The sequence below is a fragment of the Streptomyces sp. MB09-02B genome (assembly GCF_033794485.1).
Classification (GTDB): Bacteria; Actinomycetota; Actinomycetes; order Streptomycetales; family Streptomycetaceae; genus Streptomyces.
This window is the reverse complement of the sequence record NZ_JARGEE010000866.1, coordinates 1-1327: the sequence shown is the minus strand read 5'-3', so window position 1 is coordinate 1327 and position 1327 is coordinate 1. Positions and strand designations below refer to the sequence as shown.

Below are 1327 nucleotides of genomic sequence, written 5' to 3'. Positions count from 1 at the left end.
GGGGCACGGGGATGTTCAGGGCGCCGTGCACCATGTTGTAGCCGCGGTAGGTGAGTTCCTCGCGGGGGACCGCCAGGCGCAGGCCGGGGAAGCGGCGCAGTACGGCGGGGAAGGCGATCCGCAGCTCCAGCAGGGTCATGGCGGCACCGGTGCAGCGGTGGATGCCGTGTCCGAAGGCGAGCTGCTGGGCCGGGGTGCGGGTGAGGTCGAGGCGGTCGGGGTCGGTGTAGTGGGCCGGGTCCCGGTTGGCGACGGCGAGGGCCGGTACGACGTACTCGCCCGCCTTGACGGTGACACCCCCGATCTCCAGGTCCTCGGTGGCGGTGCGGCCGCTGGTGGCGGAGATGACGCTGAGGTAGCGCATGAACTCCTCGACGGCCGTGTCGAGGACGCCCGGGTCGTCGCGGAGCAGGGCGAGCTGGTCCGGGTTGTCGAAGAGGGCGAGGAGACCGAGGCCCAGGGTGTTGGCCGTGGTGTCGAACCCGGCGGAGAGGAACATGTTGCTGATGCCGACGATCTCCTCGTCGGCGAGGTCGTCTCCGTGCTCGCGGACCAGCATGCCGATCATGCCGTCGTCCGGCTGCGCGCGCCGGGCGGTGACGGCGTCCAGCATGAAGCGGTGGGCGGCGTCGACGATGTCCTTGACCTCCTCGGCGGTGCCGGCGAGGCCGACCGCGGCCTTGGCGGTGAGCGCGAGGTACTCGGCGCGCTCCTCCTCGGAGAGACCGAGCAGCTCACAGATGGCGAAGAGGGGGAAGGGGAAGGCGAATCCTGCCATGAAGTCGGCGGGCGCGCCCGTCCGTTCCATGCCGTCGAGGCAGTCCTCGGCGAGCTGTTCCAGGCGCGGGGTGAGCTCCCGCATCCGGCGGGCGGTGAAACTGGAGGTGACGGTACGGCGCAGCCGGGTGTGCTCCGGCGGGTCCATGTTGACGAAGCTGCCCGGTGCCACCTGCAGCTGGTCCTCGTCGAGGCCGGGGAGCATGAGGGTCAGCGGGGTGAGGGCACTGCTGAGGCGGGGGTCGGTGAACATCTGCCGTACGTCGTCGTAGCGGGTGACGACCCAGATGTGCTCACCGTTCGGCAGGCGCCACTTGTGCACGGGGTCGTTGCGCTGGGCGTCACGCAGGCGTGGTCCCGGGTCGAACGGGCAGGCGGCGTCGCGTTGGTAGGGCAGCGGGATCTCGACATCGAGGGGCATCGTTCTCCTTGGGGGTGAGCGAGCGCGAGGGGCCGGTGATCGTGACGCTACGGGGCCGTGTCCGGCCTGGGAGCCCCAGAATCGGGGTCGCCGCCCCCTAACCCGGCGGGGCCGGGGAAGGGGGTGCGG

The 1327-nt window shown here is 71.2% G+C and carries 1 protein-coding gene; it reads right to left on the bottom strand.

What is annotated here, in order from left to right; genetic code table 11:
• Positions 1-1198: cytochrome P450 (locus tag P1P70_RS44715; RefSeq protein WP_319248243.1), on the bottom strand; the 1198-nt coding region annotated here is incomplete at its 3' end.
• Between the last annotated feature and the right edge of the window lie 129 nt (positions 1199-1327).